Raw genomic sequence first — 14057 nt, forward strand, 5'->3', positions numbered from 1 at the left:
TACAGAAATTACAATGGTCTGAATTGACGGAGACCTGCGTTGTCTACTCCCTAACTTTCTTCGCAACCCATGCAATCTTCCTGCTACGATGTTATCATCATTGGTACTGGCTCCGGCGGGGGCACCATCGCGCAACAATTAGCCCCTTCCGGCGAGAAAATTCTGATCCTCGAACGGGGTGGTTTTATTCCCAAAGAAAAGGAAAATTGGGATGTGGAGGAGGTCGTAGTCAAAGGCCGTTACCGCGCTGACGAGACTTGGTACGATAAAAATAACGAACCGTTTAAGCCCTTCACACACTATGTTGTCGGTGGCAACAGTAAGATGTATGGAGCCGCCAGTTTTCGGTTGCGGGAAACCGACTTTGAGGAGCGGCACCACGCCACGGGTATCTCCCCCGCCTGGCCGCTGACCTACGCCGATTTTTCGCCCTACTACACCCAGGCTGAGCGGCTCTTCAGTGTGCATGGCGTTCGGGGCAGCGATCCCTTTGAGCCGCCCGTGACTGACCCCTATCCATTTGGGTCTATTCCGGTTGAGCCATTTACCGATGAACTCTACCGGAACGTGCAGAAAACGGGGCTCAAACCGTTTCCGATTCCAATGGCCGTACGCCTGGCGGAAGACAACACCTACTGGCCCGACGCCCCCACGGTGCTGGGCAACTTCGACGGCTTCCCCGACCCAACCGAAGCCAAAGCGGATTCGCACGTTACGGGGGTCCGGGCGGCTTTGCAGTACCCCAACGTAACCCTGCTGACCAATGCCTTTGTCAGCCGACTCGATACCGACGCAACGGGACGACGCGTGACAACGGTGCAGGTTGAGCGCAACGGTCAAACCGAGCTGTACAAGGCAGGTGTAGTCATTCTGGCGGCCGGGGCCATCAACTCGGCGGCTCTGCTGCTGAGGTCCGCCGACCAAAAACACCCCAACGGGCTGGCTAATGGCAGTGGGCAGGTGGGTCGCAACTACATGGCGCACATCAACGGATGCCTGATTGCCTACACGCCCGACAAACTCAACACGTCGTTTTTTCAGAAGTATTTCTGCATCGGTGACTACTACCTGCCGACGGCCGAAAACCCGTACCCGCTGGGCGAAATTCAGTTGATGGGCAAAAACGACCCGGCCACGGTGACTGGCTTGGGAGCACCTTTCTTTCCAGATAAAGACGCGGCCTGGCTGTCGGCGCACAGCATCGACTTCTGGCTCACGGCGGAGGATTTGCCCGACCCCGAAAATCGGGTGACGCTCACCCCCAACGGACAAATTCAACTCATTTACCACCGCGAACAAAACAATGTGGTGGCGTTTGAGCAGTTGAAGCAGAAACTGAAGGACCTCTTCGGGAAGCTGAGCGAGATCGACCCGGCTCTAAAAACCGTGCATTGGGGCGGCTATGATTTAGGCATCAGTGGCGTATCGCACCAGTGCGGCACGTTGCGCTTCGGTACTGACCCAGCCACGTCCGTGCTGGATATCCATTGCAAGGCCCACGAACTCGATAACCTGTACGTCGCCGACGCCAGCTTTTTTCCGTCGTCGGGGGCCTATAACCCTTCTCTAACAACGGCCGCCAACGCCCTGCGGGTTGGCGAACACATACTGACTATTGTTCTTTAACTGCCTCTGTTCACAAAACCACTGGCTTCACTGGTAAGGTACTATGACTGGTAACGAGCCGCTCATCCTCCGGGTGACAACGCTGGAGGATCATCCGGCCGACGAACCCATATTTCTGGCGGGTGACATTAACGACTGGCAGCCGAATGACGAGCGGTTTCGGCTGATAACCGACCCGGCCGATGGTGTGCATACGTTACGGATTCCGGCTCCGCCCAGTCGCATAGTCTACAAATTCACACGGGGGTCATGGGCTTGTGAGGAGAGGAACGCACAGGGTGGGCCGATTGACAACCGAACGTGGGAAGCCCGCTCGGACGGACCGCTGGTGTACGCCCGCATTGCAGGCTGGCGCGACTGGCCCGACCGGATGGCGATTGAATTAGAGGAAGTAAACGTGTATGTCTGGCACGACGCATTGTGGATGCCTTCCCTCCAGCGACACCGGCGCATTTGGGTGTATCTGCCGCCCGATTACGACAAAACCGACCGGCATTACCCGGTACTGTATATGCACGACGCTCAGAATCTGTTTGTCAATGCCGCGTCGCCGTATGAGAAATGGCAAGTGGCCCGGACACTGAACCGGCTCGCTGCCGAAACAAACTGGGGTTGCCTTGTCGTCGGTATTGAACACGGCGAGACGGAGCGACTGGCCGAATACTCGCCCGTGGCTAATCCGCAACACGGCGGGGGTGATGGCGGGGCGTACCTGACATTCCTGCTCGACACGCTGAAACCGCTGACGGATACTACGTTCCGAACGCGGCCCGACGCAGCCAATACGGTCATGGTTGGCAGTTCGATGGGCGGGCTTATTTCGGTCTATGCCGCCCTGCGCCACGGCAACGTGTTTGGCAAGGTGGCTGCGTTCAGTCCGTCGCTGTGGTGGAGCGACGATGTGTACGCGCTGGCCGCTGCCGCCCCGTACAACTTCGTTCACAAACTGGCCCTGCTGGGGGGCGAGCAGGAGAGCGAGACCATGCTGCCCGATTTGCTGGCACTCTACTACACGCTGGTGGACAACGGCTACTACGAGCACAAAATACAGTTCGATTTTTACCGGGATGGTACGCACACCGAGCACTTCTGGGGCCGCGAACTGGAACGGGCAATTCGCTGGCTGTTCAGCGAAGAGCTTGGGCAGATGCCCGATCAACCGGCGGCTGTGCTCGACGAATCCACCCGCGAACTGCGGCTGCTGAAGCCGTTCGTCAGGGCTGATCTGCTGAACGGGTACGGGAAAGTGATTTTTACGCTCGACGGATCGGTGGGTGACCGAATTCCGATTCAACCCCACTGGCGGGGTTTGTTTGCGCTCAAATGTCTGCTGCCCGATCAGCGGATTGAACTTAAAAAAGTAATCCTATGAAACACCTGCTCTTCTTACTAAGTCTGCTCAGTTGGGCGGCATCAGGCCAAGCGCAGGTAGCTCGTCAGGTCCTGCACCCGACAATTACGGTATCGGATTTAGGCCGGGTACTGCCGTTCTACACCCAGACGCTGCCGTTTGAGCTCGTCGGTATCCGCACGGTGGCGTCGGCCCCGCTGACCCGGTTGTTTGCCCTGGCCGATTCGGGGGCCACGGCCCGGATTGCGACGCTGCGGCTCGGCAACGAAACCCTCGAACTGCTCGATTTTGTGCAGTTTACGAGCGGACTGCCCGAAACCGGCCTGCCTATTCCAGCCGATTCGCGTAGCAACGACGGCTGGTTTCAGCACGTGGCCATCGTCGTAAGCGACATGGACAAGGCGTATGGGCAACTGCGGCAGGCTAAAGTCGAGCATGTTTCGTCGTCTCCCCAGACGCTCCCGGCTTACATCACAGCCGCAGCCGGGGTACGGGCTTTCTACTTTCGCGACCCCGACGGCCACGTGCTTGAACTGATTTCGTTTCCACCGGGCAAGGGTAATCCGAAGTGGCGACAGACCAACACCAACCGGGACGCCGGTCGGCTCTTTCTGGGTATCGACCACACCGCCATCGGCAGCGCCGACACCGATTCGTCGCTGGTCTTCTACCGGGATTTGCTGGGACTGAAACTCGGTGGTAGCAGTGAAAATTACGGTCCTGAACAGGAGCACCTGAACCAGGTATTCGGCGCACACCTGCTGATTTCCGGACTAACAACCGGGTCGGGTGTGGGTATTGAACTGCTGGATTACGTAGCCCCACCCGGCGGACGGATGTATCCGGCTAATTCTCGGCCCAACGACCTCTGGCACTGGCATACGGCGGTGCTGGTTAGCGGACTCGACGCGCTACATGCCAGGATCGTTGACAAAAAATACACCCTTTTGACGCCGGGCATTGTGCCACTCGACGGTTTAGGACTGGCCGCCCGACGCGGATTCCTCGTCCGCGACCCCGATGGTCATGCGGTGCTGCTGTGCGAATGAACCAATAATTCCTTCACATACCTAACGATTAATTAATTGATTATGAAAACGACAATGATTGCCTCGCTCGTCCTAAGTTGCCTGCTGGCTCTGCCCTCCCTCGCTCAGGTCCCCCAACGGAGCACCGACAAAAAGCACCTGTTGAACCTCGATAAAGACGGTTACGCCCTGCAGGGCTACGACTGCGTAGCGATGTTTACCATGCCCGACAGCACGATCAAGGGCAAACCCGAATTTGAGTCGATGCACGAAGGCGCGAAGTACCTGTTTACGTCGGCGGCTAACAAAACGCTGTTCGACGCCAGTCCCGCCAAATACGCGCCCCTCTACGGTGGCTTTTGCGCCATCGCCGTGGCGGAGGGCAATCTACGGCCCATTCAAATCTGGACGCACCGGATCACGGACGGGCACCTGACCGTGAACCACAATGCTAAAGCGCTGAAACTGTGGCTGGCAAAGCCCGAAAAAAACCTGAAAACGGCGGAGGAAAAATGGCCGACCGTCAGTCAGAAAGAGCCGAAGTACGACCTTATCAAAAAAGGCGAAACTCAGGAATCAGTAGCCGCAACCTCCTACGAAGGGCCGAAAGAATAAACGTATCTAACCGTATCCCCATTCACGCATGAATCATTTGAAGACACTCCGATCACTTGGCTTTTTCCTGGCCATTATCACGACCGCTCAGGCGCAGGTCAAAACGACCTATTTATTGACGCAGGAAAGCTGCAAAAAAATGGCGGCTACCGCAATCAAATACGCCGTGGACAACGCGGCTCCGGGCGGCAGCGTCGCCATTGTGGACGCGGGTGGGCATCTGCTCTACCTCGAACGCATGGACGGAACCTTTGCACAAGCCGCCGAAGTGTCGTTTCAGAAAGCCCGCACGGCCGCGCTCTTCAAAAAGGAGACCAAAGGATTTGAGGACAACATCAACGGCGGCCGGGTGGCGCTCACGACCGTTGGCCCGGTGATGTTGCAGGGCGGCTTCCCGATTATCTACAAAGGCGAGGTGATTGGAGCCATCGGTGTGAGCGGGGCTAAAACCGCCGACCAGGATACCGAAATCGCCAAAGCCGGGGCCGGTACTAAACTCGAATAACATGAAGAAATGGTCCCTACTATTCCTGCTTCTAACGCCGTGGGGCGGGTTGATGGCGCAGGAAATCCGCGAGCTGGCTTGGGGCAACGCAACGGCCGTGGTCGATTTGCGCACTCCGGCTGGTAGTGAGTTGGTGAAAGCGCGGTGGAAAACGCTCAACGCACAGATTGTTGCGGCTCCGTTCAACGCGCCCGGTCCGTCGGCTACCGATAAAATGCTACTGTATCCGACGGGTAAATCAGTTAGTACGTTTGCGCTCGAACCCCGTTGCGGCACTTCTGCCTTTGAGCAGGCGGCCTGGCAAGACGTGACCGCGACGGACCTCGAAACCCGGCGCGGCAATGGGTTGCTAAGTCACGTCTGGTACCGGGTGCGTGTTACAATGCCCGACAAGGTAGGGACGTTTGCGGTGGCCAGTTCGCGGATAATGTTCGAGTTGGTGGCCGACGATTACAGCGAGGTCTGGATCAACGGCAAACTCCGCAAATCATTCGGGGCGCGGGCCAACGGCGTTATCAACGGCTACAACGCCCGTCAGCGCGTCTGGCTCACCGACAATGCCAAACCCGGCGACACAGTCGATCTGGCCATTTTAGTCACGAACGGACCCGTTGCCGACCTGCCCGATAATTACGTCTGGATCAGGAGCGCGACGCTGGATTTTTACCCGGCCAAACCTACGCCCGACCTCTGGAAGAATCTGGGCCAGGTAACAATGGTGCAGGAGGAACTGAAATCGGTGATTGACCCGGCGGCTAAAATTCAGAAAATTGCCGATGGGTTTCAATTCACGGAAGGCCCCGTTTGGCATCCCGACGGCTACCTGCTGTTCAGCGACCCGAACGCCAACGTCATCTACAAATACGACCCCACGATGGGCAACGTCTCGATCTACATGACCAAGACGGGCTACACGGGTTTCGACATTGGCGACTACCACCAACCCGGATCGAATGGCCTGGCTATTGACCCGACCGGGCACCTCATCGTCTGTCAGCACGGCAACCGGCGGATCATCCGCGACGAAATCAAGGGACCGATGACGGTGCTGTCGGATGGTTACGGCGGTAAGAAACTAAACAGCCCGAATGACTTGGTTATCCATTCAAACGGCGATGTCTATTTCACCGATCCGCCCTACGGCCTGCCAAAAGCCTACGCCGATCCGCGTAAGGAAACGCCCCATTCTGGGGTGTACCGCATTCACAACGGCAAAACCGACTTGCTCACCACCGACCTCGGCGGGCCCAACGGCATTGCCTTCTCGCCGGACGAGAAGTACTTATACGTCTCGAATTGGGACATCCGCGACATTCACAATACCAAAACTTTGTGGCGATACGAAGTGAAACCCGATGGGACGCTGGCGAACGGCAAAGTTTTTTTTGACATGAACCAGACCGACGATGACGAGGCCCTCGATGGCATTAAAGTCGATACCAAAGGCAACGTGTTTGCGTCGGCACCGGGTGGGGTTTGGATCATTTCGCCAATGGGCAAATACCTCGGCAAGATCATCGGCCCCGAACGCCCGGCGAATATGGCCTGGGGTGACGACGGGAAAACGCTTTACCTGACGGCGCATACCGGCTTATACAAAATTGCTACGCTTAACGGCGGGAAACTGGCGAAGTAGCTACTTAGACAAGCCGGGTGCGGGCTTTGGTTAAGCTGATGAACAAGTCAAGGGCCAGAAACTGCTCCAGTTCGATCTGCTCATCGTGGCTGATGACTCCGTCTTTTTTACGAGTAATGAGTGTTTCGACCCACTCCGACATTTGGGGGAGGCTTTCAGGTTGCTGATTTTGTCAGGAGCCATTTGGGCAAGACTGGCGGCCACATCGCTAAATGCTTCGGTAACACTCATGCTGAAGGGGTTGAGAGTACATCAAAGATACCATAAACTACTTATTATTCACTGACGCTTCAGATGTACCAGAAACCAAATCAGCGGCTTGTCGGGCAGACGGCCATCATTACCGGCTCCAGCTCGGGCATCGGCAAAGCGTGTGCCATTGCCTTAGCCAGCGAAGGAGCCAACGTCGTTATCAATTACATTGGCAACCCCGCCGGAGCCGAAGAAGCGGCCGCGTTGATTCGGGCGGATGGCGGTCAGACGCTGCTGGTGCAGGCCGACATTAGCAAAGAAGATGACGTAACGCGACTCTTCGCACAAACGGTCGCGACGTTTGGCACCGTCGATATTCTGGTGAACAATGCGGGCTTACAGAAAGATGCGCTGTTCATTAACATGACACTGGCGCAGTGGCAATACGTGCTGGACGTGAACCTGACGGGCCAGTTCTTGTGCGCCCGCGAAGCCGCCCGTGAGTTTCTGCGCCGGGGACCGCGCCCGGACGTGTCGCAGTCGACCGGCAAGATTATCTGCATGAGTTCAGTCCACGAGTTTATTCCCTGGGCGGGCCACGCTAACTACGCGGCCTCGAAAGGGGGCGTGATGCTGCTGATGAAGTCCATCGCGCAGGAGTTGGGCGAACATAAAATCCGGGTCAACAGCGTCGCACCGGGTGCCATCCGAACGCCCATCAACCGGGGGGCGTGGGAAACGCCACAGGCCCTGAGCCACCTGATGCGGCTGATTCCGTACAAACGAATCGGCGAAACATCGGATATTGGGGCATCCGTCGCGTGGTTAGCCTCCGACGAAGCCGACTATATTCACGGGCATACGCTCGTTGTGGATGGCGGTATGGCGCTGTACCCCGGCTTTGAAGACAACGGTTAATCCTCTTCTACGTGATCATGACTACTCAAAAACCAACCTCTGAACAACAGCGAATCGACACTGGTCAGGCATGGCTCAAGTGGGGGCCTTACCTATCCGAACGGCAGTGGGGCACCGTCCGCGAAGACTACAGCCCGCATGGCACGGCCTGGGATTCTTTTCCGCACGACCACGCCCGCAGCCGGGTGTACCGCTGGGGTGAGGACGGCCTGGCTGGTATCTCCGACGACCGGCAGCGGCTGTGCTTCGCCGTGTCGCTCTGGAATGGCCGTGACCCGATTCTGAAAGAGCGGCTGTTCGGGCTGACCGGCCCGGAAGGCAATCATGGCGAGGACGTAAAGGAACTGTATTATTACCTCGACAGCACACCGACGCACTCGTACATGAAGCACCTGTACAAGTACCCGCAGGCCGAATTTCCCTACGGCGACCTCGCCTACACCAACGGGCAGCGTAGCAAGCACGAACCCGAATACGAACTGCTGGATACGGGCGCTTTCCACGATAACCGGTACTTCGACGTCGTCACCGAATACGCCAAAGCCGATGAAGAAGATATTCTGATCCGCATCACGGTTCACAACCGGGCCACCGAGTCCGCCGATCTGACCCTGCTGCCAACGATCTGGTTTCGCAATGGGTGGTCGTTTGGGCTAACAAAGGAAAAACCGAATTTGGCGTTGGTCGCGCATGAGCCGTTCGGGCACGTTCGGGCACGGCACGAAGAACTGGATGACTATCAGTTTTATTTCCAGCCCGCTCAACGCGCCTTATTTACTGAAAACGAGACAAATACCGAACGGCTGTATAGTTATCCCAACTCGTCTCCCTTCGTGAAGGATGCGTTTCACCGGGCGGTTGTCCATAACGATTTTGACTGGATGGAAGGCCGAACAGCGGGTACGAAGTTCGCACCGATGTACACGCTCACGGTAGCGGGTGGGGATAGCCAGTCGGTTTGTCTGCGCTTAGCAAAAAATTCAGTGAAGGGAAACCCGTTTGGCAAATCGTTTGACAAGGTTTTCGCTAACCGGCAGCGCGAAGCCGACGAGTTTTACAGCCAGTTTGCGGCTGCGCACATCGACCCGGAATTGGCCAACATTCAGCGGCAGGCATTTGCCGGGATGCTGTGGAGCAAGCAATATTACAACATTGACATTCCGCGCTGGTTGGCGGGTGATCCGGGTCAGGTGCCGCCCCCCGCCAGCCGCAAAACGGGTCGTAATCACCAGTGGGAATCGCTCAACAACGAGGATATCATTTCGATGCCCGACAAATGGGAGTACCCCTGGTACGCGGCCTGGGATTTAGCCTTCCACTGCGTACCGCTGGCGATGGTGGACCCCGGTTTCGCCAAAAGCCAGTTGCTGTTGTTTCTGCGCGAATGGTACATGCACCCCAACGGCCAGATACCTGCCTACGAATGGGCGTTCGGCGACGTGAATCCGCCCGTTCATGCCTGGGCCTGCTGGCAGGTGTACCAGATTGAAAAAGAACGCAGGGGCGTTGCCGACGTTGTTTTTCTTAAAAAAGCCTTCCACAAACTGAGCCTGAACTTCACGTGGTGGGTGAATCGCAAAGATGCGCACGGCAAAAACGTGTTCGAGGGTGGGTTTCTGGGGTTGGACAATATCGGCGTGTTCGACCGGAGCGCGGCTATTCCGGGCGGGGGCCATTTGGAGCAGGCCGACGGCACCGCATGGATGGGCATGTACTGTTTGAACATGCTCGAAATTGCGTTGGAAATCACCCGACATGATGCCTCATTCGAGGACATGGCGACTAAGTTTTTCGAGCATTTTGTCTACATCGCCGAATCGCTCAACCGCATCAGCCACGATCCCGACATGTCGGGGTCGTGGGACGAGCAGGAAGGGTTTTTCTACGACGTGCTGGCCCTGCCCGACGGTCGCCATGTGCCGCTCAAGGTGCGTTCGTTGGTGGGGCTTTCGACGCTGTTTGCGGTGCTGCCGCTGGAGATGAACCTATTGGAGAATGCCCCCGACTTTACGTACCGGTTGAAGTGGTTTGCCGAATACCGGGCCAAAATCGTCAACTACCAGGTCGTTGACGCTACTGATCCGCAGCAAATCCTGCTGTCGCTCATTCCGCCCCGACGCTTGCAGCGGCTGTTGCAGGCCATGCTCGATGAGAGCGAGTTTCTGGCACCGGGGGGCATCCGAAGCATCTCCAAAATTCACCAGAACGGGTATCAGGTCGACATTAATGGCGAACAGTTCGGCCTGCGCTACGATCCGGGCGAGTCGTCGACGGGTGCATTCGGGGGTAACTCCAACTGGCGCGGGCCGATCTGGATGCCCATGAATTATTTGCTGGTGCAGGCGCTCCGGCGATACGACCGCTACTACGGCAACACGTTGCAGGTGGAGTACCCAACGGGCAGCGGTCAATGCATGTCATTGGGCCGCGTAGCCGACGAACTGACCGCTCGCTTAATCAGCCTGTTCCGGCCCGATGGCGGAGGCAACCGACCGATTCACGGGGGCGACGAACGATACCGCACCGACCCGCATTTCCGCGACCTGGTGCTGTTCTACGAGTATTTCCACGGCGAAACGGGGCGGGGCGTCGGGGCCAGTCATCAGACGGGGTGGACGGGCGTTGTCGCGCAACTGATTGACCAGACGTACCTTACAACCCCCACGCCTTAACCAAACCGGCCATGTATTACTTCCTCAACAGCGATTTTGAACACCTCGCCGGGCGCGAGTGGTTGGTGACAAACGGCCTCGGCGGCTACGCCAGTAGCACGCTGGCCGGGGCCAATTCCCGGCGCTATCACGGCCTGCTGGTAGCCGCCCGCAACCCGCCCACTGACCGCCAGGTGCTGGTGTCCAAAATCGAAGAAACGCTCTTCACCGAAGGGGACACGTTCGGGTTGTCGAGCAACCAGTACGGCGACGTAGTGCATCCGCAGGGCTGGAAACATTTAGTGTCCTTCGAGCGGATGCCGCTGCCGCGCTGGGTGTTCAAGGCAGGTAATTATACCATCGCCAAAACCGTGTTCATGGTCCAGACGGCCAACACAACCGTCGTGTGCTATCAGAACGTGGGCCATCAGGCCGTTACGCTGCGCCTGAATCCGCTGTTCGTTCACCGCGACTACCACAGTCTGTTTCACCAGAACGACTACTTTAACTACCACCTCGAACGAACCGATCATCGGCTGAAGCTCTACGCCCATTTCGGCGCAGAGCCGCTGTACTGGGCTTTCTCGACCGGCGTTTTCATTGAGAACCGGGCGTGGTTCAACCGGTTCACGTACCGGCAGGAGCAGCAGCGTGGGCTGGATTTTACGGAAGACGCTTATACGGTCGGTTTTGTGGAAGCGCGGCTGGAGCCGGGCGAAGAATGTTTTCTGACGTTCTCGACCGACGAGCGGTTTATGGCTAATCAGCCCGATGAACTGCGGGCCTGGGAAATCAAACGGATTCAGACGCTGCGGGGCGCACCCGCGCGGGCTACCAACGGCGATTCGTTTTTGCAGGATCTCGTCGTGTCGGCCAATCAGTTTATCGTGCAGCGGCAGTCGACGCAAAGTGAAACGATCATTGCCGGTTATCACTGGTTTGCCGACTGGGGCCGCGACACCATGATTGCCTTGCGCGGCCTGTGTATTTCGCTCGGTCAGCAGCAGACGGCGCAGCGGATCTTAGACACGTTTTTTCGGTATCTGGACGATGGGATGCTGCCCAACCGCTTCCCCGACAACAGCCGGGACCCCGTTGAATACAACACCATCGACGCGACGCTCTGGCTGTTCGTGGCGCTCTATGAATATTACCTTCGGTTTGATGATATAGGGTTTATCGAGCAGCATTTCGAGCAGTTGCTCACGATTCTGGATGCCCACCGCGCCGGTACCCGCTACGGGATTCACGTCACCGACGACGGGCTGCTCTACGGTGGTAAAGGCACAGCGCAGCTAACGTGGATGGATGCCCGCGTGGGTGATTACGTGGTGACGCCCCGGCACGGTTGCCCCGTTGAAATCAACGCTTTATGGTACAACGCTCTGCAGATCACCATTTTCTTTGCTAAGCAACTTCGCCGGAAGCCCGATTTTTACGCCCTGCAGCTCAGAAAGTTCGAGGAAAGTTTCGCTCCGCATTTCTGGAACGAGAACGGGTATTTGAACGACGTCGTGATTCCCGGTGGCGCTCCTGATACGAGCATTCGACCTAACCAGATATACGCCCTTAGCCTGCCGTTTCCGCTGCTCAACCCTGACGCCCAGCGCAGGGTACTCGACACGGTCGAAAAGCACCTCTACACGCCCTACGGTTTGCGGACGCTCTCACCCCAGGACCCGGCGTTCGCGGCCGTCTACGGCGGGGATCAGTGGCTGCGCGACACGGCTTATCACCAGGGAACCGTATGGCCGTTTCTGCTGGGTGAATACTGGCAGGCGTTTCTGCGCATTCACGGCCAGTCGGAAGCCGCTAAGACCCGAATGTACACCGAGTTGGCGACGCTGAAGCAGCACTTCTACGAGCACGACTGTCTGTTCGGGATTTCGGAAATATTCGACGGGCTACATCCCAAAGACGGACGTGGCACGGCGAATCAGGCGTGGTCGGTAGGGGCGTTGATTAAACTCCTGTCGGATAACCCCATGCGTTAACTAAGTAACTGATGAAACAGACAATCCGCAAAAAATGGCCAACCTACCTCATCGAAGCCTGGGCGTTGGGTACGTTCATGCTCGTGGCTTGCTTAATCGTGATTGTGGTAGAACACCCGGCCTTTCCGGTGCGGGCTGCGGTGCCATCTCCCCTGCTGCGACGGGCGTTGATTGGTGCGGTGATGGGCCTGACCGCCGTCAGTCTGATCTATTCGCGCTGGGGAAAACGGTCGGGGGCGCACCTGAACCCGGCCGTGACGCTGGCGCAGTGGCGGCTCAACCGCATCGCCCTCGCCGACGCGCTGGGGTACATTGGGGCGCAGTTTGTGGGCGGGTCGCTGGCCGTGGCCGCGCTGCACTATCTGATTCCTTATTTCATGACGCACCCAACGGTGAACCACGTAGCGACGGTGCCCGGTTCGGCGGGTATCTGGGTGGCGCTGGCGTTCGAGTTCGGCATGGCGTTTTGCATGCTGACGATGGTGCTGGCGCTGAGCAACTCCCGGCGGCTGGCCCCCTACACGGGCTATTTTGTGGGCATTTTGGTCGCGCTGTACATTACGTTCGAGGCCCCGTTTTCGGGCATGAGCATCAACCCGGCCCGGACGGTCAGTTCAGCGCTGTCGGCCGGTATCTGGACCGGCTGGTGGATTTACTTCGTGGGGCCAATTGCCGGCATGTCGCTGGCAGGATGGTTGTACCGACGGCGCTACCGACGACGTTACGGCGAGTGCCGGTCAATGGCGATGCACCTGTCGGGTCGGCGGAACGGCTGTCGTACCTACGAAGTGCTTTGGTGGGCCGAAGAAGGGCCTGACCAACAACATGTTGATCATCCGTCAACCAACTGAATCTATGAAAACGGTACTCATCACCGGCGCATCGGGCAATCTGGGCAGGGACGTGGTCGAACACCTGCATCAGCAGGGGTACGCGGTGCTGGCCACGTTCGGCTCCAGCCGCGAAATGGGCATGTTTAACCACCTGCCCCAGGTGAAGACGCAAGTAGTCAACGTACTCGATGCCGACAGCGTGACCGCCTTTCTGGACGAACACGAAGCGGCAAACCTGCGGGCGGCCGTCTTGCTGGTGGGTGGTTTTGCGATGGGTTCCATTCGGGAGACTGATGCCGACTTGCTGCACAAGATGTATCAGCTTAACTTTTTGTCAGCCTTCAACGTGGTGAAGCCGTTGCTGGCGAGGTTTGAGCAGCAGCGGGACGGGCAGTTCATTCTGATTGGTGCGCGTCCGTCGCTTAACCCCGACGAAGGCAAAAACGTGGTCGCCTACGCGCTGAGCAAAACGCTGGTGTTCGCGTTGGCCGAACTTATCAACGCCGAAGGCAAAGCGCATCAGATCACGGCCAGTGTAGTGGTGCCGGGCATTATCGACACGCCCGCTAACCGGAATGCCATGCCTGACGCCGATCCCAGCCGCTGGGTGCCGACCGATAATCTGGCCGAACTGATCGCTTTTCTATTAAGTGATACGGGCCGCATGACTCGCGAAACCGTCGTCAACATCTACAACCACTCCTGAAT

12 protein-coding genes are annotated in these 14057 nt (G+C 57.7%); 11 read left to right on the forward strand and 1 reads right to left on the reverse strand.

Features of this window, described 5'->3' with window-relative positions; all coding sequences use genetic code 11:
- The first annotated feature begins 69 nt into the window (after positions 1–69).
- Genes ACYVHB_RS15995 through ACYVHB_RS16020 form a run of 6 tightly spaced genes read left to right on the forward strand, consistent with a single transcriptional unit; the run spans position 70 to position 6761 of the window.
- Positions 70–1626, forward strand: coding sequence for a GMC oxidoreductase (locus ACYVHB_RS15995; RefSeq protein ID WP_461052764.1), 1557 nt, complete (start codon positions 70–72; stop codon positions 1624–1626).
- Positions 1627–1669: 43 nt separating this feature from the next.
- The gene (locus ACYVHB_RS16000) at positions 1670–2998 is read left to right on the forward strand and encodes an alpha/beta hydrolase (protein ID WP_461052765.1); all 1329 of its coding nucleotides are present in this window, start codon (positions 1670–1672) and stop codon (positions 2996–2998) included.
- On the forward strand, positions 2995–4026 hold the full coding sequence (locus tag ACYVHB_RS16005) for a VOC family protein (protein ID WP_461052766.1): 1032 nt from the start codon (positions 2995–2997) through the stop codon (positions 4024–4026). The genes ACYVHB_RS16000 and ACYVHB_RS16005 overlap by 4 nt, the downstream gene beginning before the upstream one ends.
- A 42-nt stretch (positions 4027–4068) precedes the next feature.
- Positions 4069–4620, forward strand: a complete 552-nt coding sequence (locus tag ACYVHB_RS16010; protein WP_461052767.1) for a YHS domain-containing (seleno)protein — start codon at positions 4069–4071, stop codon at positions 4618–4620.
- Between the two features lie 28 nt (positions 4621–4648).
- Positions 4649–5125 carry a GlcG/HbpS family heme-binding protein gene (locus ACYVHB_RS16015; protein WP_461052768.1) on the forward strand — a complete coding sequence of 159 codons (477 nt, stop codon included), beginning with the start codon at positions 4649–4651 and terminating at the stop codon, positions 5123–5125.
- 1 nt (position 5126) lies between these two features.
- Entirely contained in the window at positions 5127–6761 is a 1635-nt protein-coding gene (locus ACYVHB_RS16020; RefSeq protein WP_461052769.1) for an SMP-30/gluconolactonase/LRE family protein, read from the forward strand.
- Between the two features lie 4 nt (positions 6762–6765).
- Here the strand turns inward: ACYVHB_RS16020 and ACYVHB_RS16025 are convergent, their stop codons facing one another.
- Positions 6766–6903 (reverse strand): hypothetical protein, encoded by a 138-nt coding sequence (locus ACYVHB_RS16025; RefSeq protein WP_461052770.1) that lies wholly within the window; start codon positions 6901–6903, stop codon positions 6766–6768.
- Positions 6904–7055: 152 nt separating this feature from the next.
- Between ACYVHB_RS16025 and ACYVHB_RS16030 the strand changes: the two genes are divergently transcribed.
- From ACYVHB_RS16030 to ACYVHB_RS16050, 5 genes are read left to right on the forward strand one after another with little or no spacing between them, the layout of a single operon-like run.
- The gene (locus ACYVHB_RS16030) at positions 7056–7871 is read left to right on the forward strand and encodes an SDR family oxidoreductase (protein WP_461052771.1); all 816 of its coding nucleotides are present in this window, start codon (positions 7056–7058) and stop codon (positions 7869–7871) included.
- A gap of 17 nt (positions 7872–7888) precedes the next feature.
- The gene (locus ACYVHB_RS16035; protein ID WP_461052772.1) at positions 7889–10543 is read left to right on the forward strand and encodes an MGH1-like glycoside hydrolase domain-containing protein; all 2655 of its coding nucleotides are present in this window, start codon (positions 7889–7891) and stop codon (positions 10541–10543) included.
- 11 nt (positions 10544–10554) lie between these two features.
- The gene (locus ACYVHB_RS16040; protein ID WP_461052773.1) at positions 10555–12516 is read left to right on the forward strand and encodes an amylo-alpha-1,6-glucosidase; all 1962 of its coding nucleotides are present in this window, start codon (positions 10555–10557) and stop codon (positions 12514–12516) included.
- 11 nt (positions 12517–12527) lie between these two features.
- Positions 12528–13367 carry an MIP/aquaporin family protein gene (locus tag ACYVHB_RS16045; protein ID WP_461052774.1) on the forward strand — a complete coding sequence of 280 codons (840 nt, stop codon included), beginning with the start codon at positions 12528–12530 and terminating at the stop codon, positions 13365–13367.
- A gap of 4 nt (positions 13368–13371) precedes the next feature.
- Positions 13372–14055, forward strand: coding sequence for an SDR family NAD(P)-dependent oxidoreductase (locus ACYVHB_RS16050; RefSeq protein WP_461052775.1), 684 nt, complete (start codon positions 13372–13374; stop codon positions 14053–14055).
- Positions 14056–14057 lie beyond the last annotated feature (2 nt).

It is taken from the genome of Spirosoma arcticum, from assembly GCF_054779955.1.

What these genes read in the sequence shown, in the direction of transcription:
- ACYVHB_RS15995 (WP_461052764.1), top strand. Translation starts at nt 70, where the DNA reads ATGCAATCTTCCTGCTACGATGTTATCATCATTGGTACTGGCTCCGGC.
- ACYVHB_RS16000 (WP_461052765.1), top strand. Translation starts at nt 1,670, where the DNA reads ATGACTGGTAACGAGCCGCTCATCCTCCGGGTGACAACGCTGGAGGAT.
- ACYVHB_RS16005 (WP_461052766.1), top strand. Translation starts at nt 2,995, where the DNA reads ATGAAACACCTGCTCTTCTTACTAAGTCTGCTCAGTTGGGCGGCATCA.
- ACYVHB_RS16010 (WP_461052767.1), top strand. Translation starts at nt 4,069, where the DNA reads ATGAAAACGACAATGATTGCCTCGCTCGTCCTAAGTTGCCTGCTGGCT.
- ACYVHB_RS16015 (WP_461052768.1), top strand. Translation starts at nt 4,649, where the DNA reads ATGAATCATTTGAAGACACTCCGATCACTTGGCTTTTTCCTGGCCATT.
- ACYVHB_RS16020 (WP_461052769.1), top strand. Translation starts at nt 5,127, where the DNA reads ATGAAGAAATGGTCCCTACTATTCCTGCTTCTAACGCCGTGGGGCGGG.
- ACYVHB_RS16025 (WP_461052770.1), bottom strand. Translation starts at nt 6,903, where the DNA reads ATGTCGGAGTGGGTCGAAACACTCATTACTCGTAAAAAAGACGGAGTC.
- ACYVHB_RS16030 (WP_461052771.1), top strand. Translation starts at nt 7,056, where the DNA reads ATGTACCAGAAACCAAATCAGCGGCTTGTCGGGCAGACGGCCATCATT.
- ACYVHB_RS16035 (WP_461052772.1), top strand. Translation starts at nt 7,889, where the DNA reads ATGACTACTCAAAAACCAACCTCTGAACAACAGCGAATCGACACTGGT.
- ACYVHB_RS16040 (WP_461052773.1), top strand. Translation starts at nt 10,555, where the DNA reads ATGTATTACTTCCTCAACAGCGATTTTGAACACCTCGCCGGGCGCGAG.
- ACYVHB_RS16045 (WP_461052774.1), top strand. Translation starts at nt 12,528, where the DNA reads ATGAAACAGACAATCCGCAAAAAATGGCCAACCTACCTCATCGAAGCC.
- ACYVHB_RS16050 (WP_461052775.1), top strand. Translation starts at nt 13,372, where the DNA reads ATGAAAACGGTACTCATCACCGGCGCATCGGGCAATCTGGGCAGGGAC.